The 18,152-nt window shown below is 66.4% G+C and carries 22 protein-coding genes and 1 pseudogene; 14 read left to right on the plus strand and 9 right to left on the minus strand.

Going from position 1 to position 18,152, the window contains the following annotated elements; genetic code table 11:
- From WAQ08_RS17690 to WAQ08_RS17705, 4 genes and pseudogenes are all read right to left on the minus strand, one after another.
- Window positions 1-161: pseudogene (locus WAQ08_RS17690) on the minus strand (transposase); the annotation flags it as partial.
- Between the two features lie 46 nt (window positions 162-207).
- Window positions 208-1,395: a GNAT family N-acetyltransferase gene (locus WAQ08_RS17695; protein WP_422193396.1), complete on the minus strand. Its 1,188-nt coding sequence runs from the start codon at window positions 1,393-1,395 to the stop codon at window positions 208-210.
- 18 nt (window positions 1,396-1,413) lie between these two features.
- Window positions 1,414-1,881: a MaoC family dehydratase gene (locus WAQ08_RS17700; RefSeq protein ID WP_422193398.1), complete on the minus strand. Its 468-nt coding sequence runs from the start codon at window positions 1,879-1,881 to the stop codon at window positions 1,414-1,416.
- Between the two features lie 10 nt (window positions 1,882-1,891).
- Window positions 1,892-2,773 (minus strand): ComF family protein, encoded by an 882-nt coding sequence (locus tag WAQ08_RS17705; RefSeq protein ID WP_422193400.1) that lies wholly within the window; start codon window positions 2,771-2,773, stop codon window positions 1,892-1,894.
- Between the two features lie 82 nt (window positions 2,774-2,855).
- Between WAQ08_RS17705 and WAQ08_RS17710 the strand changes: the two genes are divergently transcribed.
- The 8 genes from WAQ08_RS17710 (at window position 2,856) to WAQ08_RS17745 (ending at window position 9,586) form a co-directional block, all read left to right on the plus strand.
- The gene (locus WAQ08_RS17710) at window positions 2,856-3,794 is read left to right on the plus strand and encodes a biotin synthase (RefSeq protein WP_422193402.1); all 939 of its coding nucleotides are present in this window, start codon (window positions 2,856-2,858) and stop codon (window positions 3,792-3,794) included.
- 288 nt (window positions 3,795-4,082) lie between these two features.
- Window positions 4,083-4,688, plus strand: coding sequence for a DUF2244 domain-containing protein (locus tag WAQ08_RS17715; protein WP_422193403.1), 606 nt, complete (start codon window positions 4,083-4,085; stop codon window positions 4,686-4,688).
- Between the two features lie 101 nt (window positions 4,689-4,789).
- Window positions 4,790-5,923: a cytochrome c oxidase subunit II gene (gene coxB / locus WAQ08_RS17720; protein ID WP_422193542.1), complete on the plus strand. Its 1,134-nt coding sequence runs from the start codon at window positions 4,790-4,792 to the stop codon at window positions 5,921-5,923.
- A gap of 59 nt (window positions 5,924-5,982) precedes the next feature.
- A complete protein-coding gene (gene ctaD, locus WAQ08_RS17725) occupies window positions 5,983-7,623 on the plus strand; it encodes a cytochrome c oxidase subunit I (RefSeq protein WP_422193404.1) in 1,641 nt (546 codons plus the stop codon).
- 17 nt (window positions 7,624-7,640) lie between these two features.
- The gene (locus tag WAQ08_RS17730; RefSeq protein ID WP_422193406.1) at window positions 7,641-7,796 is read left to right on the plus strand and encodes a cytochrome oxidase small assembly protein; all 156 of its coding nucleotides are present in this window, start codon (window positions 7,641-7,643) and stop codon (window positions 7,794-7,796) included.
- On the plus strand, window positions 7,793-8,392 hold the full coding sequence (locus tag WAQ08_RS17735) for a cytochrome c oxidase assembly protein (RefSeq protein WP_422193408.1): 600 nt from the start codon (window positions 7,793-7,795) through the stop codon (window positions 8,390-8,392). The genes WAQ08_RS17730 and WAQ08_RS17735 overlap by 4 nt, the downstream gene beginning before the upstream one ends.
- Window positions 8,389-8,640, plus strand: a complete 252-nt coding sequence (locus tag WAQ08_RS17740) for a DUF2970 domain-containing protein (RefSeq protein ID WP_422193410.1) — start codon at window positions 8,389-8,391, stop codon at window positions 8,638-8,640. The genes WAQ08_RS17735 and WAQ08_RS17740 overlap by 4 nt, the downstream gene beginning before the upstream one ends.
- A gap of 61 nt (window positions 8,641-8,701) precedes the next feature.
- The gene (locus tag WAQ08_RS17745) at window positions 8,702-9,586 is read left to right on the plus strand and encodes a cytochrome c oxidase subunit 3 (protein WP_422193411.1); all 885 of its coding nucleotides are present in this window, start codon (window positions 8,702-8,704) and stop codon (window positions 9,584-9,586) included.
- Window positions 9,587-9,684: 98 nt separating this feature from the next.
- Here the strand turns inward: WAQ08_RS17745 and WAQ08_RS17750 are convergent, their stop codons facing one another.
- Complete coding sequence (locus tag WAQ08_RS17750) at window positions 9,685-9,906, minus strand: twin transmembrane helix small protein (protein ID WP_422193413.1); 222 nt, start codon at window positions 9,904-9,906, stop codon at window positions 9,685-9,687.
- A gap of 72 nt (window positions 9,907-9,978) precedes the next feature.
- On the opposite strand from WAQ08_RS17750, the gene WAQ08_RS17755 reads away from it, so the two are divergent.
- The 5 genes from WAQ08_RS17755 to WAQ08_RS17775 all read left to right on the plus strand — a co-directional run bounded on the left by WAQ08_RS17755 (window position 9,979) and on the right by WAQ08_RS17775 (window position 14,258).
- Window positions 9,979-10,737: an SURF1 family protein gene (locus WAQ08_RS17755; protein WP_422193415.1), complete on the plus strand. Its 759-nt coding sequence runs from the start codon at window positions 9,979-9,981 to the stop codon at window positions 10,735-10,737.
- A gap of 10 nt (window positions 10,738-10,747) precedes the next feature.
- Complete coding sequence (locus WAQ08_RS17760; RefSeq protein ID WP_422193416.1) at window positions 10,748-11,464, plus strand: SCO family protein; 717 nt, start codon at window positions 10,748-10,750, stop codon at window positions 11,462-11,464.
- Window positions 11,461-12,678, plus strand: a complete 1,218-nt coding sequence (locus tag WAQ08_RS17765) for a COX15/CtaA family protein (RefSeq protein WP_422193417.1) — start codon at window positions 11,461-11,463, stop codon at window positions 12,676-12,678. Before WAQ08_RS17760 ends, WAQ08_RS17765 begins: the two co-directional genes overlap by 4 nt.
- Complete coding sequence (gene cyoE, locus WAQ08_RS17770; RefSeq protein WP_422193419.1) at window positions 12,654-13,556, plus strand: heme o synthase; 903 nt, start codon at window positions 12,654-12,656, stop codon at window positions 13,554-13,556. The genes WAQ08_RS17765 and cyoE overlap by 25 nt, the downstream gene beginning before the upstream one ends.
- Window positions 13,557-13,631: 75 nt before the next feature.
- Window positions 13,632-14,258 (plus strand): SCO family protein, encoded by a 627-nt coding sequence (locus WAQ08_RS17775; RefSeq protein ID WP_422193544.1) that lies wholly within the window; start codon window positions 13,632-13,634, stop codon window positions 14,256-14,258.
- Window positions 14,259-14,276: 18 nt separating this feature from the next.
- Here WAQ08_RS17775 and WAQ08_RS17780 read toward each other — a convergent pair whose 3' ends face one another.
- Genes WAQ08_RS17780 through folE form a run of 4 tightly spaced genes read right to left on the minus strand, consistent with a single transcriptional unit; the run spans window position 14,277 to window position 17,251 of the window.
- Window positions 14,277-15,140, minus strand: coding sequence for a D-hexose-6-phosphate mutarotase (locus tag WAQ08_RS17780; protein ID WP_422193420.1), 864 nt, complete (start codon window positions 15,138-15,140; stop codon window positions 14,277-14,279).
- Window positions 15,137-16,057, minus strand: a complete 921-nt coding sequence (locus tag WAQ08_RS17785; protein WP_422193422.1) for a DUF429 domain-containing protein — start codon at window positions 16,055-16,057, stop codon at window positions 15,137-15,139. The genes WAQ08_RS17780 and WAQ08_RS17785 overlap by 4 nt, the downstream gene beginning before the upstream one ends.
- Window positions 16,047-16,475, minus strand: a complete 429-nt coding sequence (locus WAQ08_RS17790) for a BLUF domain-containing protein (RefSeq protein ID WP_422193424.1) — start codon at window positions 16,473-16,475, stop codon at window positions 16,047-16,049. Before WAQ08_RS17790 ends, WAQ08_RS17785 begins: the two co-directional genes overlap by 11 nt.
- Window positions 16,476-16,480: 5 nt before the next feature.
- A complete protein-coding gene (folE, locus tag WAQ08_RS17795; RefSeq protein ID WP_422193426.1) occupies window positions 16,481-17,251 on the minus strand; it encodes a GTP cyclohydrolase I in 771 nt (256 codons plus the stop codon).
- Window positions 17,252-17,458: 207 nt separating this feature from the next.
- On the opposite strand from folE, the gene WAQ08_RS17800 reads away from it, so the two are divergent.
- Entirely contained in the window at window positions 17,459-18,148 is a 690-nt protein-coding gene (locus WAQ08_RS17800; RefSeq protein WP_422193427.1) for an energy transducer TonB, read from the plus strand.
- The last annotated feature ends 4 nt before the right edge of the window (window positions 18,149-18,152 follow it).

An 18,152-nucleotide genomic window follows, 5' to 3' on the forward strand; every position in this document is an offset into this window, starting at 1 on the left:
ATACACAATTGCTTCAAACACCTGCCGCGCTGGCTTGGGTGGGCGGCCTGACGGATATATGCCTTGTCACTGGGTCGTTCACGCACGGGTATCAATGGCTCTACGCGCTGCCAGAAATCATCTGTGAGCACCCAGGAATCCACACGCTTTTTTGTCGCCACGGCTTCGCCCTTGGCCGCGTCTGCTGCGGCTCAGGGCGATAGTTTACTATTTGCGGATAAATTCTAAGGCGCTTCGCTTGAATGGCGCCCGGTCATTCAGTTCATCCACATAGGCATCAATGCCAGCGCTTTCCCGCGCCAGATAACGCTCCACCGCATCGGCAAAGCGGGCATCGCGCAGCCAGTGCGCTGACCACGTGGGCACGGGCATCAGGCCGCGCGCCATCTTGTGCTCGCCTTGCGCGCCGCCTTCGAAACGCTGCAGATCCTGCTCGATGCACCAGGCCAGGGGCGCGTAGTAGCACAACTCGAAGTGCAGGCAGGGGATGTGCTGCAACGCCCCCCAGTAGCGGCCATAGGCCACGCCCTGTGCGCGGTCCAGCCCGATCAGTGAGGTAGCCACGGGCTCGCCGTCGTGCACGGCGGTGAACATCAGCCAGTGCGCGCTCATCGTCTGCCCTACCTGCTGGAAGAAGGCGCGGCTCAGGTACGGCGGGTTGCCGTGGGCCAGGTAGGTGCGTTCGTAGCAGTTGTAAAAGAAGTCCCAGTCCGCCAGGGTGATCTGCGTGCCTTCGCGCACCTGCACGATCACGCCCGCATCGCGCACACGGCGGCGCTCCTGCTGGATCTTCTTGCGCTTGTCGCGGTGCAACGCGGCGGTGAAATCCTCGAAGCTGGCGTAGGGCAGGGCGCCTGGCTGATCCGCATGTTGGTTGGTCCAGTGGAATTGCACACCCTGGCGCATCAGCCAACCAGCAGCCCGTGCGGCGGCGGCATCTGGCTCGTTAGGAAACAGCATGTGGGCGGATGAACTGCCCGTTTCCTGCCCCCATTGCACGATGGCGGCCAGCAGGGCCTGGCGTGCCTCGTCGTTCAGGGCCAGCAGCCGGGCCCCGGGCACCGGCGTGAAGGGCGATGCGCACAGCAGCTTGGGGTAGTAGCGCAGGCCGGCGCGCTCATGGGCATCGGCCCAGGCCCAGTCGAACACGTACTCGCCGTACGAATGGGACTTGAGATACAGCGCGCACACGCCTTCCACACCCTGGCCACGGTCCACCGCCAGGAACAGCGGTGCCCAGCCGGTGTCGGGTGTGGCGCAGCCTTGTTCGTGCAGTGCGGCCAGCCACTCATGCCGCATGAAGGGGGTGGGCTGGGGGCTGGCGGCCAGCAGTGCGTTCCAGGTGGCGGCGTCGATCTCACGTGGATCGGTGTGCGCTCGCGCCTGCCAGGTCATTGCGTGGTGGGAGGGGGCTCAGAAGTACCAGCGTGACAGCAACTCGGCCACGCAGCCGGGCTTGTCGCCGCCTTCGATCTCGATGGTGGCGCCCCAGGTCATCTGCACGGCCTTGTCCGGCAAAGGCTCCACGGCCTTGAGCTCGACATGGCAGCGCACGCGGTCACCCGAGCGCACGGGCGCCGGAAAGCGCACCTTGTTGAGTCCGTAGTTCACGCCCATGCGCGTGCCCTTGCAGTCGATGCTGGATTGCAGGAACTCGGCCAGCAGCGACAGCGTGAGAAAGCCGTGGGCCACGGTGGTGCCGAAGGGCGATTCGGCCTTGGCGCGTACCGGGTCGGTGTGGATCCATTGCTGGTCGCCCGTGGCATCGGCGAACAGCTGGATGCGGGCCTGGTCCACCACCCACCAGTCGGTGGTGGTGATGTGCTGGCCGACGTGGCCTTGCAGGTCGTCCAGGGATTGGAAGATGACTTTGTGGCTCATGCAGGCCACTCTAGCCCAGATCGCAAGCCCCACGCTGGCGCTTGTCTTGCGTGTCTGAATTCACGGCGTCATCTTGCGGGGCTGGGGTGCGCGCAGCCACCCACACCGACACTTCCCGTGCACCGGCCTGCCACAGGGTGTGAGCCACCTCATTGAGCGTGGCGCCGGTGGTCAGCACATCGTCGACCACGGCCACATGCCGGCCTTGCAGCAAGGGCATGTGCCGGGCTGAAACGGCAAAGGCCTGGCGGATGTGCTCCAGACGCGCGTCTGCATCCAGGGTCATCAGCCGGGGCGTGTCCTTGCGGCGGATCAGTGCGTCGTGCCACACGGGCAGGTGCAGGTGCCGCCCCAGGTGCCCGGCCAGCAAGCCTGCCTGGTTGTAGCCACGCTCGCGCAGGCGGCTGGCCGAGAGCGGGACGGGCACGATGGCGGAGGGCGCGCCGCGTTTCCAGCGGGGTTTGTCGATGCGTGATGGGCTGCTGCGGCCGGGAGATCGCCGGCCTGTCTGCGCGGCGGCCAGCACGGGGGGCGGCAAGTGCCAGCGCCGTGCCAGGGCCGGCAGCATCAGCCGTGCCAGCACACCGGCCATGGCTGTGTCCTCGCGGAACTTGAGCGAGGCGATCAGGCCGGACCACGGCTCGCAGTAATCCAGTACCGCGGTGGCGTGGTCGAAGCCGGGCGGGGCGTCGCGGCAGGCTTGGCACAGGCCGTCGTCATCGTCGCCTGGGCGCACTTGCCCTGGCAGGCGCAAGGCGCAGCGCGTGCACCGGAGGGCACTCAGGCCTACGTTGTTCAGGCAACTGGCGCATAGCACGCCCCATTGCCAGCGGCGGCAGACCCGGCACGAGGTCGGCCACCACGCTGTCCCCATGGCCCCTGTTGAATTCATCGGCTCACTATACTCAGGCGCCCCGGCCCGCTCCATCGCCCTGATGGGGGCCTGCCGGGTTGCCTGGATGTCCCCTTTGCCCATGTCTCCCCAAGCCCCCCGCCCCGAGCCCGTGGCGCCTCAGCCCGCTGCGCTGGCGCGCCAGACCGCCCGACTCGCCCAGTTGCCGCAAGCAGCCTGGTTGCATGAAGAGGTGGCACGTCGCCTCTCCGACAAGCTGGAGGCGATCCGCCTGACGCCCACGGACTGGGTGGACTGGGGGGCCTTCCTGGGCACGGGTGCCGATCTGGTCGCGCAGCGCTACCCGCAGGCCCGCCGCTGGGTGCTTGAGCCCACCGAGGCGCTGGCAGAACGGTCACGCCAGGCCTGGGCGGCCCAGCAGACCCGTCCCTGGTGGAGCGCCTGGAGAAAGTCCACCCCGCTGGTGGTGCGGCAAGGCCAGCCATGGCCCGGCGGCTGGCCCGCGGATGGCGCTGGCCTGCTGTGGGCCAACATGGCGCTGCACGCTCAGGCCAATCTGGATGGCACGCTCAAGGCCTGGCACGGGGCTCTGGCGGTGGATGGCTTCCTGATGTGTTCCGGCCTTGGCCCGGACACGGCCCGCGAACTGCGCGGCCTGTACCAGCAGTTGGGCTGGCCCCTGCCCACCATCCAGTTCATCGACATGCACGATCTGGGCGACGCCCTGGTCAAAGCCGGTTTTTCGGACCCGGTGATGGACATGGAGCGCCTGACGCTGACCTGGCCCGACGCGCCCGCCATGCTGGCCGAACTGCGCACCTGGGGCGGCAATGTGGCCTGGGGGCGTTTCGCTGGGCTGCGCACCCCGCGCTGGCGCGATCGCCTGGTGCACGCCCTTGAGGATCATCTGCGCGGCCCCGACGGCCGTCTGCGCCTGACGGTGGAACTGGTCTATGGCCACGCCATCAAGCCGCTGCCCAAGGTGCCGCTCTCCAGCGAGACCAAGGTGTCCCTGGGCGATATGAAGCGCCTGATCAAATCCGGCGGAAAACCCACCTGAAACCCCATGAAATTTCTCGGGCATATCGGCCGGGATATTGGTTTTCCGGGCAATTTCCCTCGGTCGCGGGGCTGATGGGAATACGCATCACCCGAGGGTAAGCCATAGGCTTGCCTACAATATTGGGACTTGAGGCATCACAAGCCCGTGCCTAGAATGATTTGAGGAAGTGGTCGTGCGTGGCTATTTCGCCGCGCTGATCTCGTTTGATTGCAACACCCGGTGTTCCGTGGGTTGCGCCGGCAGGCGCGCCAGGACAGTCCCCCCGGGAGACGGAGTTTCGGCTTCATGCCTGCCGCCTTGTCCCAAGGGTCACTCTTGCCCTCTCAAACCCTGCGGTTGGGGGTCTGGAAATCGCCGCGCGATTCTGCTCTCCCGGCATTTGCCACCGGAGAGTGCGCCCGCGACGGCGCGCAAGCCGCTGCCGATGACTGGCAGGCCGAATGGCTGCTCAAGCGCAACTGTTCGCTGGCGCCTCGCCAACTGTTCCTCGCCTACCTGGCCATCTGCCTGCTTTCGCTGAGTGTGGCGAGTGGCTTCTGGCTGATCGGCGCCGCCTACGTGATGCCTTTTGCGTTCATCGAACTCACGGCCTTGGGCGCTGCGCTGCTGTTGTACGCGTGCCATGCCACGGACCGGGATTTCATCGGCCTGCGCGCCGACCTGGTGCGGGTGGAATGTCACAATGGCGGCCGCCTGCATTGCGTGGATTTCAACCCCCGGTGGGTGAGGGTGGAGCCCCAGCGCCACGACGGTTCCCTCATCCGCCTGTCCGGACATGGACGCACGGTCGACATCGGCCGCCACGTGCAGCCCGGATTGCGTCGTCAACTGGCCGAGGAAGTCCGCTGGGCACTGCGCCAGTTGGATGCCCGAGAGCCCCAGCCGTCCTGACGCACCACAGCCGCCCCGCCCGAACAACAGAGCAAAGACACGAAACCATGAATCACTTCCGTTCGCTGCCGCTTGCCCACCGTCTACGGCAACTGGGGGCCATGCTCTCGATGGCCGCCTTGTCGCTGGGCGTGCAGGCCGAACAGGTGGTGCGCGATCTGCCGGGCGGTCCGGCGGTGCGCCAGTTCGATCTGCACCCGCCCGCCACCAAGATCGCGACAGAGCAGCAAAATCTGCACGTGATGATGCTGTGGATCTGCGGCGTCATCTTCGTCGGCGTGTTCGGCGTGATGTTCTATTCGATCTTCGCGCACCGCAAATCCAAGGGGTTCAAGCCGGCCAGCTTCCATGAATCGACCACGGTCGAGATCGTCTGGACGATCATCCCCTTCCTGATCGTGATCGGCATGGCGCTGCCTGCCACCAAGGCGGTCGTGGCCCAGAAGGACACCACCAACGCCGACCTGACCATCAAGGCCACCGGCTACCAGTGGAAGTGGGGCTACGACTATCTCAAGGGTGAGGGCGAAGGCATCCAGATCATCTCCACGCTCGATGCCTCGCAGCGTGCGCTGTCTGACGCCGGCACGCCCCAGGGCGACAACTACCTGCTCAAGGTCGACGAGCCGCTGGTGGTGCCCGTGAACAAGAAGGTGCGCATCATCACCACCGCCAACGATGTGATCCACTCCTTCATGGTGCCGGCCTTCGGCATCAAGCAGGATGCCATCCCCGGCTTCGTGCGCGACACCTGGTTCCGCGCCGAGAAGACGGGCGACTTCTACGGCCAGTGCGCCGAACTGTGCGGCAAGGAGCACGCCTACATGCCCATCCACGTGAAGGTGGTGAGCGAGGACGAGTACGCCAAATGGGCCGAGGCCCGCCTCAAGGCCCAGGCCGCCAAGGCGGATGACCCGAGCAAGGTCTGGGTGCTGGAGGACCTGATCGCCCGTGGCCAGAAGGTCTATGCCGCCAACTGCGCGGTCTGCCACCACGACAACGGCAAGGGCGGCGGCGCCATCAAGCCGCTGGATGCGGCTGCCGTGGTGCTCGATGCCGACAAGAGCAAGCAGATCCATGTGGTGCTCAATGGCCAGAACGTGGCCATGCCCGCCTGGCGCCAGCTGTCCGACACGGAGATCGCCGCGGTGATCACCTTCACCAAGAACCACTGGTCCAACAAAACGGGCCAGATCGTGCAGCCGGCCGAAGTGCTGGCGCAACGCAACAAGTGATCCAGACCCGTGCGCAGCGACAAGGCGCCACGGCCCCAAGATTCTGAAAGGATTCCAAGATGAGTGCGGTGATGGATCACGGCGGTCACGCCCACGGACACGACGACCACGCGCATGACCACCCCCATGGGTGGCGCCGCTGGGTCTTCGCGACCAACCACAAGGACATCGGCACCCTGTACCTGCTGTTCTCGTTCACGATGCTGATGATCGGGGGCGCGCTGGCACTGGGCATTCGGGCCGAGTTGTTCAAGCCAGGCCTGCAGCTGGTCAACCCCGAGCTGTTCAACCAGCTCACCACCATGCACGGCATCATCATGGTGTTCGGCGCGATCATGCCGGCCTTCGTGGGCATGGCCAACTGGATGATCCCGCTGCAGATCGGCGCGTCCGACATGGCCTTCGCGCGCATGAACAACTTCAGCTTCTGGCTGATGATCCCGGCCGCGATCCTGCTGGTGGCCTCGTTCTTCATGCCCGGTGGCGCACCCGCTGCCGGCTGGACGCTCTATGCCCCGCTCACGCTGCAGATGGGCCCTTCGATGGACGCCGGCATCTTCGCGATGCACATCCTGGGCGCCAGCTCCATCATGGGTTCGATCAACATCATCGTGACCATCCTCAACATGCGCGCCCCCGGCATGGCGCTGATGAAGATGCCGATGTTCGTGTGGACCTGGCTGATCACGGCCTACCTGCTGATCGCGGTGATGCCCGTGCTGGCCGGTGCCATCACGATGACGCTGACCGACCGCCACTTCGGCACCAGCTTCTTCAACCCCGCTGGCGGCGGTGACCCGGTGATGTACCAGCACATCTTCTGGTTCTTCGGCCACCCCGAGGTCTACATCATGATCCTGCCGGCCTTCGGCATCGTGAGCCAGATCGTGCCGGCCTTCGCGCGCAAGCCGCTGTTCGGCTACACCTCGATGGTGTACGCCACGGCCTCCATCGCCATCCTGAGCTTCATCGTGTGGGCGCACCACATGTTCGCCACGGGCATGCCGGTCACGGGCCAGCTGTTCTTCATGTACGCGACCATGCTGATCTCGGTGCCCACGGGCGTGAAGGTCTTCAACTGGATTGCGACCATGTGGCGCGGCTCCATGACCTTCGAGACCCCGATGCTGTGGGCCGTGGGCTTCATCTTCGTGTTCACGATGGGCGGCTTCACGGGCCTGATCCTGTCGGTGGCGCCGATCGACATCCAGTTGCAGGACACCTACTACGTGGTGGCGCACTTCCACTACGTGCTGGTGGCCGGTTCGCTGTTTGCGCTGTACGGCGCCGTGTACTACTGGGGCCCCAAGTGGACGGGCGTAATCATCCCCGAGTGGAAGGGCAAGCTGCACTTCTGGCTGTCGATCATCAGCTTCAACGTCACTTTCTTCCCGATGCACTTCCTTGGGCTGGCGGGCATGCCACGCCGCTATGCCGACTACCCCATGCAGTTCGCCGATTTCAACGAGATCGCCTCCATTGGCGCCTTCGTGTTCGGCATCACGCAGTTCCTGTTCTTCTTCGTGGTGATGCTGCCGGCCATGCTGGGCAAGGGCGAGAAGGCCCCGCAACGCCCCTGGGAAGGCGCCGAAGGCCTGGAGTGGGAAGTGCCGTCGCCGGCCCCGTTCCACACCTTCGAGAACCCGCCCAAGCTGGACGCCACCGCCACCCGCATCATCCCTGACGGGCAGGTGCACTGATTGACCGGATGCCCACGATGAACCAGCCCGCCAAAGCCTCTGCCAACGGCGCTGCCCAGCGCGTCGAGGCGCTGCGCCGCAAGAACCTGCGGCTGGCGCTGGTGCTGGTGTCCATCGTGGCCACCTTCCTGGTGGGCTTTGTGGCCAAGATCGTTCTGCTGTCGCACCCATGAGCAACGCGATCAACCCCCAGGCCCGCAGTGACCACAAACAGATGGTCTTCAAGCTGGTGGTGATCGTGGCCGTGATGTTCGGTTTCGGCTATGCGATGGTGCCCATGTACCGGGCCATCTGTGCGGCCCTGGGCATCAATGTGCTCTCGCTGGCCGAGCGAGAAGTGCCGGGCACGGCCTCGCGCGCTAAGCCCAACACGCAGGTGGACCTGTCGCGCACCATCACGATCGAGTTCGATGCCAATGCGCGCGGCCCCTGGAGCTTCAAGCCCGAGATCCGCTCGCTGGAGGTGCACCCCGGCCAGCTCAACACGGTGATCTACGAGTTCCGCAATGACCAGCCGCGGGCCATGTCGGCCCAGGCCATCCCCAGCTACGCGCCCAAGCAGTCCACGGCACATTTCAACAAGCTGGAGTGCTTCTGCTTCAATGAGTACACCCTGCAGCCCGGTGAATCCAAGCGCTGGCCCGTGGTGTTCGTGATCGACCCCAAGCTGCCGCGTGACGTGAAGACGATCACTTTGTCCTACACCTTCTTCGAGGTGGGGGGCAAGGTGCCGGCGGCGCCGGCCGGGCAGCTCGGAGGGCGCACATGACACGCCAGGGCCCCGCCTCCGATGGCAGCCTGCGCGAGGCCACGGCCCGCAAGGGCTCCTTCGTGGGCACGCTCAAGGCGGTGGCGTGGTCGTTCTTCGGCGTGCGCAAGTCGAAGGACCATGCGGACGATCTGGCCCGTCTCAACCCCGTCCACCTGATCGTGGCCGGGTTGCTGGCGGGGGTGGCTTTCGTCGTCGCGCTGGTGTTTTTGGTGCGCTGGGTGGTCCACAGCGGGGTGGCGGCATGATCAGCCGGGGGTTGACGATCAGCGGTGCCACAAGGTGCCAGCGGGATAACAAGGAGAGCGTATGTCCGTAGCGATTCCCAAGGGGCAGACCCCTTACTACTTCGTGCCGGGGCCCTCGCGGCATCCCGTCATGGCCGCCTTCGCACTGTTCTTCGTAGTGCTGGGGGCCGGGCAGTGGGTCAATGGCGCCAGTTGGGCGCCCTGGTCCGTGGCTGCTGGCCTCTTTGGCTGGCTGGTCGTGCTCTTCCAGTGGTTCTCCGATGCGATTCACGAGAGCGAAACCGGCCTGTACGGTGAACGCATCGACGTGTCCTTCCGCTGGAGCATGGCCTGGTTCATCTTCTCGGAGGTGATGTTCTTCGGGGCCTTCTTCGGTGCGCTGTTCTGGTCGCGCTTCTACACCATCCCCGAACTGGGCAGCATCGACAACGCGCTGCTGTGGCCTGACTTCAAGGCGGTGTGGCCCTCGGTGGTCGCCGGTGCCACGGCCTCGCCGGCCGGCGTGGTCGAGCCCTTCCGCACGATGGGCCCCTGGCCGCTGCCGACGATCAACACGGCGCTGCTGCTCACCTCGGGCGTGACGCTCACCATCGCCCACCATGCGCTGCGCGAGAACCACCGCGGCAAGACCATCACCTTCATGTGGGCCACGGTGCTGCTGGGCATCGCCTTCCTGATCTGCCAGGGCTATGAGTACTACGAGGCCTACGCGCACCTCAACCTGAAGCTCAACTCCGGCATCTACGGCTCCACTTTCTTCATGCTGACGGGCTTCCACGGTTTCCATGTGTTCGTCGGCATGCTGATGCTGCTGTTCATCACGATCCGCCTGCACAGGGGGCACTTCACGGCCGAGAAGCACTTCGGCTTCGAAGGCGCCGCCTGGTACTGGCACTTCGTGGACGTGGTGTGGCTGGGGCTGTACGTGATCGTCTACTGGACCTGAGCCCCGGGTTCTGCCATCAAGGCCCCGGTGACCTGATCAGGCGCCGGGGCTTTTTGCTGGGCCGTCGTGCCGCGTGTGGCGGTGCGGGGGTTCAGTGCTCAGCGCCCCACGGCGATGCCAGTGGGCTGGATCCAGCCCAGGTTGTAGGCCAGCAGGATGAACAGGAACAAGGCCACTGACAGCCCCACCCGCCAGGCCAGGGCGCGCACCATGCGGTTGCTCTTAGGGGCGCCATTGCGGCCATCCTGCAGCATGGCGCGACCGGCCAGGCCCAGGGCAGCGACGACGGCGATCAGCGCGACAATGATGACGATCTTCATGTTTCCGGATTATCCGGCCCGCTCGGGCCGGCCGTCTTGCGTTCTTTCCCGCCCATGCCTGTGTCCCGGCCTTTGATCGTCCTTGTCGCCACCCTGGTGGGCGTGGGCGTGACCGCATCGCTGGGGCAGTGGCAATTGAACCGTGCGGCCACCAAGCAGGCGCTGCATGACACCATCGAGGCGCGTGATCGCCTGCCAGCCCTGGACAACGCCGCTTTGCCCTGCGCGCCCGAGGCCTGGTCCGCGCAGGAGCAGCGGCCCGTGGCCCTGCGCGGGCACTGGCTCAACGAGCGCACCGTGTGGCTGGACAACCGGGCCATGGGCGGCCGGGCCGGCCTGTTCATGCTCACCCCTTTGCGCCTGAGCCTGCCCACGGGGCAGGGTGCGGATTGCGCGGCCACCGTGCTGGTGCAGCGTGGCTGGGTGCCCCGTGATCCCTACGACCGCCTGCGCGTGGCTCCACCGACGAAGGCCGAGGGCGAGGTGCTGCTCCAGGGGCGGCTGGTGCCGGCCCCCTCCAAGTTGATGGAGCTGGGAACCCCCGAATCGGCACCGGTAGGCGCAGTGCGTCAGAATGTCGATATGGCCGCGCTGGCCCAGGCTTGGGGTGAACCTCTGCGGCCGGGCAGCATCCAGCAGGTTGGTGACGAACAGCCGCCGCCGTCTGGTGGCCCCAAGCTGCTGCGTGACTGGTGGCGGCCGGCCCTGGATGTGGGGCGTCACCAGGCCTATGCCACGCAATGGTTCGCCATGGCCGGGGTCATGGTGGTGTTGTATATGTGGTTCCAGTGGATCAGGCCTTGGCGGCGTCGCCAGGCTCCATCTGCCTGAAATGTCCTAGATGAGCTCAACCCTGTCGTCACGACCGCCCGAGCCCGAGGCGGCTCCCCCAGCCCCGCCGGAGAGCGAACTGGTGCAACTGAGCGTGCACAGCCTGCCCGATCCGGCGGCGCTGCAGCGCACGCGCCAAGGCCGTCTCAAGATGCTGCTGGTGCTGGCCGTGTGCGCCGCGCCGGTCATCGCGTCCTACATCACCTACTACGTGATCCGTCCGCAAGCCCGTACCAACCACGGCGAGCTGATCTCGCCTACGCGCCCCATGCCCGCGTCGGATGCCTTGCCGCTGACGGATCTGCAGAGCCATGCCGTGTCCACCTCGGCGCTCAAGGGCCAGTGGCTGCTGCTGACGGTGGCTGGCGGTGATTGCGACGCCCGCTGCGAAAAGCACCTGTACTGGCAGCGCCAGGTGCGCGAGGTGCTGGGCAAGGAAAAGGACAAGGTCGATCGTGTCTGGCTGATCAACGATGCCCAGCCCATGCGCCCGGCCCTGGCACCCGGGATGAAGGACGCCACCGTGCTGCGCGTCAAGCCCTTCGATCTGGCGCAATGGCTGTCGCCAGCCGCTGGCCATGCTTTGGAAGACCATTGGTACCTGGTCGATCCGCGCGGCGACTGGATGATGCGTTTCCCGGCGGATGCCGAGCCGCGCAAGGTGCAGAAGGATCTGGAGCGGCTGCTGAAGGCCGCCAGTTCCTGGGACCAGGAGGGGCGGCCATGAGCCTGGCGGCGTCTTCGGCCCTGGTCGACTGGGCCCCGGCCATCGAGGTCGGCCTGGTGGGCGCGGCGGTGGCCGTGCTGCCGGTGCTGTGGGTGGCCCTGCGCTTGCGCCGCCAGGGGCAGGTGGGGGCTTTGGCCTGGCAGCGGGCGCTCACGCTGGCCACCTTGTTCCTCACGATCGATCTGGTGGTGTTCGGGGCGTTCACACGGCTCACGGATTCTGGCCTGGGTTGCCCGGATTGGCCGGGTTGCTACGGCAGTGCAAGCCCCGTTGGCGCACATGCCGACATCGCCGAGGCCCAGGCCATCGCGCCCACAGGCCCGGTCACGCATGGCAAGGCCTGGATCGAGATGATCCATCGCTACCTGGCCACCGGCGTCGGTGCGCTGATCGTCCTGCTGATGGGGCTGGCATGGTGGCGCCATCTCAAGGCGAAGGACACGGCAACGCCGCCCGCGCACGCCAGCCCCCTCTCGCCCTGGTGGCCCACCTGGACCTTCATCTGGGTGTGCGCCCAGGGGGCTTTCGGCGCCTTTACCGTCACGCTCAAGCTGTACCCCATGGTCGTGACGGGGCACCTGCTCGGTGGCCTGATTGGCGTGGTCCTGCTCACCGCCCAGGCCCGGGCGATGGCGTTGCCCGCTGCGGGCCTCAGCGACGCCCAGGCCCTGCCCGCGGTGCTTCGTCGCGCAGCCTGGTGGGTACTGGGTGTGTGGTTCGTGCAGGCGGCGCTGGGTGCCTGGGTCAGCACCAATGGTGCTGTGCTGGCCTGCGCCAGCTTTCCGCTTTGTCAGGGACAATGGTGGCCCGCGATGGATTGGGCCCAGGGTTTCACATTGTGGCGTGGCCTGGGGCATGACGGGCAGGGTGGTTTCATCACCCTGCCGGCCCTGACCGCCATCCACATGGGCCACCGCCTGGGGGCTGTGGTCGCCACCGCCGCTGTGCTGTGGCTGGCTGCGCGCCTGTGGCCTGTGGCCAGGCGCGAGGCCTGGGGCCTGCTGGCCTTGCTGCTGCTGCAGATCCTGTCCGGGCTCAGCAATGTGGTGCTTGGCTGGCCCTTGCTGGCCGCGCTGGGCCACACCCTGGGCGCGGCCCTCATGGCCGGGTGGCTCACCCGCATGGCCGTGACCGCGCCTGTCGTTCTTTCCGTGTCTTCCGGTTCTGTTCAGTCCCCATGTCCTCCTCCATGGTCTCCTCTCAAGCGGACGTGAGCCTGCCCTCGCGGGCACGCCAGTTCTACGTGCTGACCAAGCCCCGCGTGGTGCAGCTCATTGTGTTCTGTGCCGTGATCGGCATGCTGCTGGCCGTGCCCGGCGTGCCCACCGCCGAAGAAAGCGTGCGGGCCGTGGCGGCCTGCGTGGGCATCTGGCTGGTGGCCGGTGCGGCTGCCGCCTTCAACTGCCTGATCGAGCAGGAGATCGATGCGCGCATGAAGCGCACCGCCTGGCGCCCCACGGCCAACGGCGAGCTTACGCGCACCCAGGCGCTGATCTTCAGCGTGGTGCTGTGCACGCTGGGAGGCATCATCCTGGCGGTGTTCGTCAATGCGCTCACCCTGTGGCTCACGCTGAGCACCTTCGTGGGTTACGCCATCATCTACACAGTGATCCTCAAGCCGCTCACGCCGCAGAACATCGTGATCGGCGGGGCCTCGGGCGCCATGCCACCGGTGCTGGGCTGGGCGGCGATGCGCGGTGCCGTCGAGCCCGAGGCGCTGATGCTGTGCCTGATCATCTTTCTGTGGACACCGCCGCACTTCTGGGCGCTGGCGCTGTACCGCGTGGAGGACTACGCCCGCGCTGGCCTGCCGATGCTGCCCGTCACCCACGGCAACGAGTTCACGCGGCTGCATGTGTTTCTCTACACCTGGGTGCTGCTGGCGGCCACCTTGCTGCCCTACATCTACGGCATGAGCCGGCACATCTACCTGGTCAGCGCCGTGGTGCTGGGCGTGTGGTTCATGGTCTATGCCTTCCGTCTGTGGCGCAACTACAGTGACGAGCTGGCCCGCAAGACCTTCCGCTTCTCCATCCTCCACCTGATGCTGCTGTTCGCGGCCCTGCTGGTGGATCACTACGTCTGGTATTAAGCCATGGCTGAACAACGCATCGATACAACCGTGTTACCCGTGTCCCATGCCCGTCGCCGGGGGCTGAAGGCCGCCATGGCAGCTACCTCAGGGCTGTTGGGCCTGCCGCTGCTGGTGGCGGGCCTGGCCGGCTGCGACGGCAAGAACTTGAACCCGCTCGCGCCTTCTGCGGCCAAGTTCAATGGCGTGGACATCACCGGTGCCGATTACGCCAAGGCCCTGTCCCTGACGGACCCCGAGGGCAAGCGGCGCAGCCTGGCCGAGTTCAAGGGCAAGGTGGTGGTGGTGTTCTTCGGCTTCACGCAATGCCCGGATGTGTGCCCGACCACCATGGCCGAACTGGCCGAAGTGCGCCGCCGCCTGGGGCCGGATGGCGATCGGGTGCAGGGCGTGTTCGTGACCGTGGACCCGGAGCGTGATTCGGCCGTCGTGCTGGGCGAGTACGTCAAGGCGCTGGATCCGAGCTTCGTGGGCCTTCGCGGCTCGGTGGACGAAGTGACGCAGGCCGCGCGCGACTTCAAGGTCTTCTTCCAGAAGGTGCCCAGCAAGGATGGGCAAAGCTACACGATGGACCACACCGCGGGCTCCTACGTGTTCGATCCGGACGGCAAGGTGCGCCTGTTCCTGCGCTATGGCCTGGGCGTGGACGCCTGGGTGGCCGACCTCAAGCAATTGCTGCAGGGGCCTGCGGCCAAGGCTTGATACGGGGCCCGACTGCTCTCAGTCGGGCAGCACCAGGCTCTGGCGGGCTGTCCAGCTCTCGCCCGGCTGCAGCGTGGGCGGGTTCAGGATCTGCGCGGCTTCGACGCACAGCATCTGGCGCCACTCATCCGCCGGCATGTCGCTCAAGGCGGCGCACTTGTCGGGGCCGGGGTTCCACAGCACCGCATCCTCGAAGGTCTCGGCCTCGATGGTCAGGCGGCGGGGGCCATCGCGCAGCAGCAGCGAGCGTGGCACTTTTTCGTAGATGCGGTCGATCTCGCCGGCGAAGCGCTTCTCGGGGTGGTCCTCGACGTACTCGCCGTTGGTGACGGCATCGATGAAGCGCCGTCCCTCCAGTCCCTGCAGGCGCAACTGGCCCAGGTCACTGGCGGCCAGGTAGGTGTGCAGCGCGGCCGAGAACGGCCAGGCCGTGTCGCCCGGGTTGTGCACGTGCAGTTCCAGGTCCAGCCGGTTCGGCCCCAGGCTCACGGTGTATTCCAGTTGGAAGGCGTGCGGCCACAGCGCACGGGTTTCGGGCGTATCGCTCAGGGTGAAGCTGGCCAGGGCGTGGTCGCGGCCGGCGCGGTGGGCGTCCAGCGTCCAGGCGCGCGTGCGCACCAGGCCATGGCGGGGCAGGCTGCGATCGGGGCCGCGCTGCTCGAACTGCGGGAAGATCACCGGGATGCCGCCGCGCACGGCCTTGCCTTCAGCCGCCACGGCCTTGGGCGACAGGTAGAGCTGCTCTCCCCAGCCTGCGGCCTGCCAGGACAGCACATGCGCGCCATGCAGCAGCATGACGGCGGCGGAACCGTCGGGCAAGGTCAGTTCGATGGCGGGCAGGCCCTGGTAGGTGGCTTCTCGGGTGGCGGCGGTCTTGGTCATGCCGAGAGTATCCACCCTTCGAGCTTGTCCATGTCCTGCGGCTGGCCGGCCAAGGCATCCCCTTCGGCCAGGCGCATGTGGGCCCAACTGGCCTGCAGCAGGCACAACACCGCGTCCAGGCGGTCGCCCTGCGGGTCGCTGGCCAGGTGGTCGCGCTGGGCCGGCGTGAGCTTCAGGCGCAGGCCCAGGCGCGTGCGGCCCTGCTCGAGCGCATCGATCAGGCTCAAGCGCTGCACCAGGCGGCGTGCGGCATCGGCGGGCTCGCGGGCATCCGTCTTGTAGCTCTGGCGGCCCAGGATCTCGTGGGCCAGCAGGCCTGGGTAGGCCTCGAAGGCCAGGCGGGGCGGCTGGGTACCTTGTTCAGACGGCTGATGCAGCTCGGGTAGAGCCACGCCGGCCTGAATCAGTCGCCACAAGCCTTCGAAGTACATCTTGCCCACGGGCACGTAGCGTGTCTGCAGCGGGCTGGTGCTGGACACCCCGTCCATGGCCGTGTCGCAACGGCGATGGGGCAGGGTGGCGGGCCGTGTGCCCGGGCCCCAGGCGGATCCCCATCCATCCACCAGGCGCTGAAAGCCTTGCCGATCAGTGCAGCGCGTGCGCAGGTGGCTGATCAGAGCCTGGGTGTCGGCCAAAGGCAGGCCGGTGTCGGCACGCAGCGCGTCCACAAAGACGCGAGGCAGGCCGAAGGGGAAATCAAAGCCCCCGACCCAGCCTTGCGCCGCGCGCGGATGCGTGGTCGAGAGCAAGGCCTCGAAACCATCCAGGGTAGTGATGGACTCCAGCGCCTCGAGCTTCACTACCGCGCCATACCGGCGCCCCCACGCCGCTACGATGGGCTTGCGTGCGGAGGGTGCACAGCTGAAATCCAGCCCCAGCAGCGCGGCTGGCGGCTCGCCGGGCGCCTCAGGCGCCACGGGTCACGATGCTGGCGGTGGCGATCAGCTCCTGCAGCAAGGCCATCGAGGCCTGGCCGGAGGCGGCATAGGGATCGAGCACGGGCTTCTCGGAGTATTTCAGCAGGATCGACGGGTTCACGCGCTGCAGGTTGACCTGGCCCATGGTCCAGCCGGCGAAGCGGCGCTCGGCGATCTCTTCGTAGTGCAGCAGGATCACGTCGCGGTGGCGCAGATCCTGGCAGATGCGGGTGTAGAGCTGGTTGACGGATTCGCGCCCGCCTTCCAGCACCTGCATGAAGGTATCCCCGCTGTGGCACAGCAGGCCGGTGATGCCCAGCGTCGGATTGCGCCGGCGCGAGGAGGCCAGGATGGCGTCGATGGTCTCAGGCGAGGGCGCCTCGACGGCGCGGCTGGCATACAGCAGGCGAACGAGCATGGCGCTTAACCCTTCCTGTGGTTGACCAGGGCCAGGAACTCGCGGCGCAAGCTGGCGTCCTTCAGGAAGGAGCCGCGCATCACGCTGTTGATCATCTTGGCGTCCATGTCCTTCACGCCACGCCAGTGCATGCAGAAGTGGTCGGCCTCCATCACCACGGCCAGGCCATCGGGCTGCATGCGTGACTGCAGCAGCTCGGCCACCTGCGTGACGGCTTCTTCCTGGATCTGCGGGCGGCTCATGATCCAGTCGATCAGGCGGGCGTACTTGGACAGGCCGATCAGGTTGGAGTGCTCGTTGGGCATGATGCCCACCCACACCTTGCCGATGATGGGACACAGGTGGTGGGAGCAGGCGCTGCGCACCGTGATGGGGCCCACGATCATCAGCTCGTTCAGCCGCTCGGCATTGGGGAATTCGGTGACCGACGGGGCAGCGTGGTAGCGGCCCTTGAAGATTTCGTTCAGGTACATCTTGGCCACGCGGCGGGCCGTGTCCTGCGTGTTGTGGTCGCTGTGGGTGTCGATCACCAGGCTGGACAGCACTTCGCTCATCTTGCCCTGCACCTCGTCGAGCAGCTTTTCCAGCTCGCCCGGCTCAATGAACTCAGCGATGTTGTCGTTCGCGTGGAAGCGCCGCTGGGCCTGCTTCAGACGCTCGCGGATCTTCACGGACACGGGCACGCCTTCATCCCCCCCCGCTTGCGGGGATGTCGAGGGAAGGGCATCGGCCTGCACGGCCGGCAGGTCGATGGCACGAAGGTTGTGACTGCTCATGGTGAATCCGTTCTTATAGAGTGGCGACAGGCGCGTGGTCGGCACTGGTCAGACAATCCACGATGCTACCTTGACTGCCGTCAAGGCGCAGGCGGGCATACCCATTACGCTCAATAATAAGATTGATTCTCAGTTACCGGCGCGGTACACTAGAAGGCTATGCAAGCGACCGTCTCCTGGCCTTCGGATCTGCCGAAGGCGTCTTTTTTGCCAGTCAGTCCCAGTGATCTGACGGTGTCGCAGCGTTGGGCCCTGGGCAGCGCCGCTGTGGCTGCCCATGTGGTCGTCGGTGCCATGATCCTGTTCAGCACCCCCATCGCCGACCTGCAAGCCGAATCCTCGCCCATCACCGTGAGCCTGATCGCGCCCATCCAGGCGCCGCCAGAGCCGCCCAAGCCCACGCCCGAGCCGCCCAAGCCGCAGGTTCGGCCGCCCGAGCCGATCAAGCCCAAGCCGCGGGTGGTTAGCAGTACTGCGCCCAGTGAGAACAAGATCCAGGCCGAGCCGGAGCCGCCCAAGCCCGCGCCGGTCGAGGCTCCGCCGCCCGCACCTGTGCAAGCCCCTCCTGCACCCGTGGCTGCTGCGCCGGCGCCCGCCACACCGCTGCAGACCAAGCAGGCGGCTGTTTCTGCCGTGGCCTACCTGATTCGGCCCGTTCCAAAGTATCCCGAAGCCTCGCGTCGCCTGGGTGAATCCGGCGCGGTGGGTCTGAAGGTGCTGATCGACGAGAGCGGCCGTCCTGTCGAGGTTCAGATCACCAAATCGTCGGGCTATGAACGCCTGGACAAGGCTGCCGTGGCCGCCATGAAGTTGGCCCGCATGAAACCGTACATGGAGGGAGGTGTGCCGCGCGCGGTATGGGCTCCCACCACCCTCTCTTTCGACCTCCAAGACTGATCGA

Origin of the sequence: Aquabacterium sp., from assembly GCF_049274795.1 — a bacterium.
Classification (GTDB): domain Bacteria; phylum Pseudomonadota; class Gammaproteobacteria; order Burkholderiales; family Burkholderiaceae_C; genus Aquabacterium.

Bases quoted from the DNA above. Each gene is read 5' to 3' on its own strand.
- WAQ08_RS17700 (WP_422193398.1), bottom strand. From the start codon at position 1,881: ATGAGCCACAAAGTCATCTTCCAATCCCTGGACGACCTGCAAGGCCAC.
- WAQ08_RS17695 (WP_422193396.1), bottom strand. From the start codon at position 1,395: ATGACCTGGCAGGCGCGAGCGCACACCGATCCACGTGAGATCGACGCC.
- WAQ08_RS17790 (WP_422193424.1), bottom strand. From the start codon at position 16,475: ATGCTCGTTCGCCTGCTGTATGCCAGCCGCGCCGTCGAGGCGCCCTCG.
- WAQ08_RS17715 (WP_422193403.1), top strand. From the start codon at position 4,083: ATGCCTGCCGCCTTGTCCCAAGGGTCACTCTTGCCCTCTCAAACCCTG.
- WAQ08_RS17735 (WP_422193408.1), top strand. From the start codon at position 7,793: ATGAGCAACGCGATCAACCCCCAGGCCCGCAGTGACCACAAACAGATG.
- WAQ08_RS17765 (WP_422193417.1), top strand. From the start codon at position 11,461: ATGAGCCTGGCGGCGTCTTCGGCCCTGGTCGACTGGGCCCCGGCCATC.
- ctaD (WP_422193404.1), top strand. From the start codon at position 5,983: ATGAGTGCGGTGATGGATCACGGCGGTCACGCCCACGGACACGACGAC.
- WAQ08_RS17775 (WP_422193544.1), top strand. From the start codon at position 13,632: ATGGCAGCTACCTCAGGGCTGTTGGGCCTGCCGCTGCTGGTGGCGGGC.
- coxB (WP_422193542.1), top strand. From the start codon at position 4,790: ATGCTCTCGATGGCCGCCTTGTCGCTGGGCGTGCAGGCCGAACAGGTG.
- WAQ08_RS17730 (WP_422193406.1), top strand. From the start codon at position 7,641: ATGAACCAGCCCGCCAAAGCCTCTGCCAACGGCGCTGCCCAGCGCGTC.
- cyoE (WP_422193419.1), top strand. From the start codon at position 12,654: ATGGTCTCCTCTCAAGCGGACGTGAGCCTGCCCTCGCGGGCACGCCAG.
- WAQ08_RS17740 (WP_422193410.1), top strand. From the start codon at position 8,389: ATGACACGCCAGGGCCCCGCCTCCGATGGCAGCCTGCGCGAGGCCACG.
- WAQ08_RS17750 (WP_422193413.1), bottom strand. From the start codon at position 9,906: ATGAAGATCGTCATCATTGTCGCGCTGATCGCCGTCGTCGCTGCCCTG.
- WAQ08_RS17710 (WP_422193402.1), top strand. From the start codon at position 2,856: ATGTCTCCCCAAGCCCCCCGCCCCGAGCCCGTGGCGCCTCAGCCCGCT.
- WAQ08_RS17745 (WP_422193411.1), top strand. From the start codon at position 8,702: ATGTCCGTAGCGATTCCCAAGGGGCAGACCCCTTACTACTTCGTGCCG.
- WAQ08_RS17780 (WP_422193420.1), bottom strand. From the start codon at position 15,140: ATGACCAAGACCGCCGCCACCCGAGAAGCCACCTACCAGGGCCTGCCC.
- WAQ08_RS17760 (WP_422193416.1), top strand. From the start codon at position 10,748: ATGAGCTCAACCCTGTCGTCACGACCGCCCGAGCCCGAGGCGGCTCCC.
- folE (WP_422193426.1), bottom strand. From the start codon at position 17,251: ATGAGCAGTCACAACCTTCGTGCCATCGACCTGCCGGCCGTGCAGGCC.
- WAQ08_RS17705 (WP_422193400.1), bottom strand. From the start codon at position 2,773: ATGAATTCAACAGGGGCCATGGGGACAGCGTGGTGGCCGACCTCGTGC.